Origin of the sequence: Mesorhizobium sp. B2-3-10 (assembly GCF_006442275.1) — a bacterium.
Taxonomy (GTDB): domain Bacteria; phylum Pseudomonadota; class Alphaproteobacteria; order Rhizobiales; family Rhizobiaceae; genus Mesorhizobium; species Mesorhizobium australicum.
Genome location: NZ_VFVT01000017.1, coordinates 1 through 4029 on the forward strand (window position 1 = coordinate 1; position 4029 = coordinate 4029).

The 4029-nt window shown below is 64.2% G+C and carries 4 protein-coding genes; 3 read left to right on the plus strand and 1 reads right to left on the minus strand.

Annotated elements, in window-relative coordinates:
* The 3 genes from FJ943_RS30100 to FJ943_RS29495 all read left to right on the plus strand — a co-directional run.
* Nucleotides 1-752: hypothetical protein (locus FJ943_RS30100; RefSeq protein ID WP_246671960.1), on the plus strand; the 752-nt coding region annotated here is incomplete at its 5' end.
* A 265-nt stretch (nt 753-1017) separates the two neighbouring features.
* Entirely contained in the window at nt 1018-1197 is a 180-nt protein-coding gene (locus FJ943_RS30105) for a hypothetical protein (RefSeq protein WP_023796661.1), read from the plus strand.
* A 619-nt stretch (nt 1198-1816) separates the two neighbouring features.
* The gene (locus tag FJ943_RS29495; RefSeq protein ID WP_246671961.1) at nt 1817-2782 is read left to right on the plus strand and encodes a DUF4347 domain-containing protein; all 966 of its coding nucleotides are present in this window, start codon (nt 1817-1819) and stop codon (nt 2780-2782) included.
* 137 nt (nt 2783-2919) lie between these two features.
* On the opposite strand, the gene FJ943_RS30215 is transcribed toward FJ943_RS29495, so the two are convergent.
* Entirely contained in the window at nt 2920-3054 is a 135-nt protein-coding gene (locus FJ943_RS30215; RefSeq protein WP_281406186.1) for a hypothetical protein, read from the minus strand.
* Nucleotides 3055-4029 lie beyond the last annotated feature (975 nt).

Below are 4029 nucleotides of genomic sequence, written 5' to 3' on the forward strand. Positions count from 1 at the left end.
GCCACAGGCTCGACCGGAGCGACTGGCTCGACCGGAGCAACAGGCTCGACCGGGGCGACAGGTGCCACCGGCTCGACTGGTGCCACAGGCTCGACCGGGGCAACCGGTGCGACCGGCTCGACAGGAGCAACCGGCTCGACAGGTGCCACCGGCTCGACCGGGGCGACTGGTGCAACCGGAGCGACTGGCTCGACTGGCGCCACTGGCTCGACTGGAGCAACTGGCTCGACCGGAGCAACAGGTTCGACAGGAGCAACCGGCTCTACCGGTGCGACTGGAGCCACCGGCTCGACTGGAGCCACCGGAGCCACCGGCTCGACTGGAGCCACCGGAGCCACCGGCTCGACTGGGGCCACCGGCTCGACTGGAGCGACAGGCTCGACCGGGGCGACCGGCTCGACCGGAGCCACAGGTTCGACAGGAGCAACCGGCTCGACCGGTGCCACAGGCTCGACTGGAGCAACTGGCTCGACAGGTGCCACAGGCGCGACTGGCTCGACCGGTCCGACTGGAGCAACTGGTGCCACAGGCTCGACCGGGGCAACCGGTGCCACCGGCTCGACGGGTGCAACAGGTGCGACCGGTGCCACAGGCTCGACCGGTGCCACAGGCTCGACCGGTGCAACGGGTTCGACCGGCGCAACTGGCTCGACCGGAGCAACAGGGTCGACAGGTGCCACTGGAGCGACCGGTGCAACAGGCTCGCAAGGTCCGACAGGCCCGACCGGAGGAACCGGTTCGGGTGGTGGTGACACTGGTCATGCCAACAACGGCCACGGCAATGGAGAACAGCCCGCGCCGGGCAATTCCGGGGACCATAACAATGCCGACAACAGCTCACACCAGGGGCAGGGCAACTCCGGCAACGGAAACGGCGGTCACAATGCCAACGTCACGGCAAGCACGCTGGGGCTCAAGGACACGACGCAATTCCTGCCGTCGAGCTCGACCGGCAACGGCAGTGACCCCGGCGGGCAAGCGTCGTTCCGCAACCTGATCGGGCTTGCAGCCACATCGGTGACGACAGACCTGCTCAATGTCCTCAAGACGATCAGCGGATCTGGTCAGAACCAAAACAAGCCGACGGGGGCGAGCACGGATCTTACTTCCGACCAGACCAAGCCTGGCGCCGGCTACGCCAGCAACGACCATACCGTCAAGACGACCCTGAAGGATCTCTTGAAGCCACATGAGTGAGCGGCGAACGGACTGGACGGTAACTGGTCTAGGTTGAAAAAAAGGACGCGCGGGCTTCGCTGGAGGCCCGCGCGTTGATCATTCTTCCTTGTCGGCTCGTGCAGCGTTCCTGTAGCGGGACGATAGCGGTCAGCACGAACTGGCACCCGGCAAGCTCCGCAGCTGGCGCCCTGCCAGGCGATTATTCGCAGAGTTCACAGCAACTGAAGGGAAGCCGGCAAGTATTCGGTTTTCAGGAACAATTTGAGCGAAGCCGACGCCTCCTATTGATCGAGGTCTGCTGCCTGGTTCTCTGAAATTTACCAATTCCTTACTTAATAGTTTACAAATCCCTAATTTTCGAATTTACTAATATGTGGGTATGGAGGGTGCCCGCAGATCGCAAGCTCGTGGCGGCAAGGTCTGCGCAGGTGGGTTGGACAGGGATCGGGTAGCAAGGCAGTTTCGCGCATGAAGAAGGGGCGTCTACAGGGCGCACCGTGACATGTCGCGTCCATGCCTATGCTTCGGCGGAAGGCAGACGGTTTCCCATTCCGGAGTTCACTCGCGAGTTTGCCGTCGAAACATCGGCGGCATGGGTGTCAGGAGTGGGGTGGCTGTGAGTCCAATGTTGTCGCGTGTGCCCCGTGGGGGCGTTGGTGCATCCCCGCGGTTCGACGGGCGCCGGATCGATCCGCTGCCGGATGCTGCGACTGATCGCCCGAATGCGCCCCTGGCCTCCGAACTCCTTTTCGTCGATCCCTCCGTATCCGATATCGGCACGATCCTCGCCAACCTGAGGCCGGAGGTCGAGGCCATCGTGCTCGACGCCAAGCGCCCGGCCGCGCGCCAGATGGCGCTGGCGCTCCAACGCCGCGACGGCGTCGACGCAGTCCACGTCATCGCGCACGGCGCGCCCGGGCGGGTAAGTTTCGCGGCTGGCGAGTGGTCGGCGCAGACGCTGGGCGACGATGAGCTCGACCTCGCCACCATCGGACAAGCCCTGGGCGGAATTGGCGAGCTGCTTTTGTGGAGCTGCAACGCCGGCGGCGGTGCAGCCGGAACGAATTTTGTCGATGCGCTGTCGCGCACGGCGGGAGCGCCGGCGGCGGCCGCCGACGACCTGGTCGGCTCGTCGGCGTTCGGCGGCGACTGGAAACTGAACGTACGGACAAGCAAGGCCGCTACGCGGCCGCCACTGACCCGGGGGGGCATGATGAATTACGCAGCAGTGCTGGCAGTCCCGTTGACCTCGACAGGCCAAGGCGAACGGCTCACCATTTTTGGCACGTGGCCCGCAGGCACTGTAGCCGGCACCTATTTCATCGTCCTGAACGACGGCCGGACGTTGAATGTTATCGGGCAATTTATTGTTCCGACAAATTTCGGCGGCACATTTGCGATCTCCGAGCCTCTTCCAGCTGGACGGTACACTGTAGGTCCAAGCGCTCCGGGTCCAAATACCATCGCTGTCTACAATGGCTGTTGGAGTTCGACAGGCAAGAACGCCGGGACATGGTCCGTCGGCGATTTCGATCCGGCGATAACGGCAACCCTTAACCCAGGTGACGCCACTCCCAACCAAGCTGGCCGGGGGATAGCATGATGAAAAGCGCTTTCGAAATCGTCTTCATCGATCCGTCTGTCGCCGACATTCCCACGCTCATTGCAGGGCTGCGGCCGAGGGTCCAGCCAGTGCTTCTCAGCGGCGCGACGCCCGCTTCGCAGGAGATCGCGCACGCTTTACGCGGTCGCGAAGGTCTTGATGCCATCCACATCGTCGTCCACGGCCGCTCGGGCGAACTCAGATTCAGCGATGGCGCGCTTTCTCTCGCCAACATAAACCGGCATTCGGATGATCTCGCGGCGATCGGTCATGCCCTGGGGCCTGACGGCGATCTTTTGCTGTGGGGTTGCAGCACAGGCGAAGGCGCGAGTGGGCAGGCGTTTGTCGCTGCCCTGTCGCGAGCTACCGGCGCGCCCGTTGCGGCGGCGACGGGTCTCATCGGTGCTGAGGCCCACGGCGGAAGCTGGAAGTTGGAGACGTGGTCTGGACGGCCAGCTGTGTTGCCGCCATTAACTGATGCGGGGATGGCGGAATACGCGGCGGTGTTGCCCGTATCAGGTAGCACCGTTACGTCTACGGGGACCGGCGACCCCATTGAAATTTACGGAACGCTCCCAGCCGGCACGGCGCCTGGTACTTACTTCATCGTCTACAAGCAAGGTGGTAATGACAACGTTATAGGCTCGTTTACGGTCGCGGGCGGAAGTGGAAACCCCAATAGCTACGCTGTACTCGTATCTCTTCCGGCTGGTGTCTACACACTAAATGGCGGGACCGCGAACGGCTCTATTCAAATTTATTCCTCCACTTTCAATGGTGCCACCGGCGTATGGTCGCTTGGCAGCGCGAGTAGTTCCCTAAGCGCTACTCTAACTGGCCAAGATCTGACTCCAGGCACGGGCGCCACAGGCCCGACCGGTGCCACAGGTGCGACGGGTTCGACCGGCGCCACGGGTTCGACTGGCGCAACCGGTTCGACTGGCGCAACGGGTTCGACCGGCGCCACAGGTTCAACCGGCGCCACGGGTTCGACTGGCGCTACGGGCCCGACCGGCGCCACGGGTGCCACTGGTGCGACTGGTGCGACTGGCGCCACGGGCTCGACCGGCGCCACAGGTTCAACCGGCGCCACGGGTTCGACTGGCGCTACGGGCTCGACCGGCGCCACGGGTGCCACTGGTGCGACTGGTGCGACTGGCGCCACGGGCTCGACCGGCGCCACGGGTGCCACTGGTGCGACTGGTGCGACTGGCGCCACGGGCTCGACCGGCGCCACAGGTTCAACC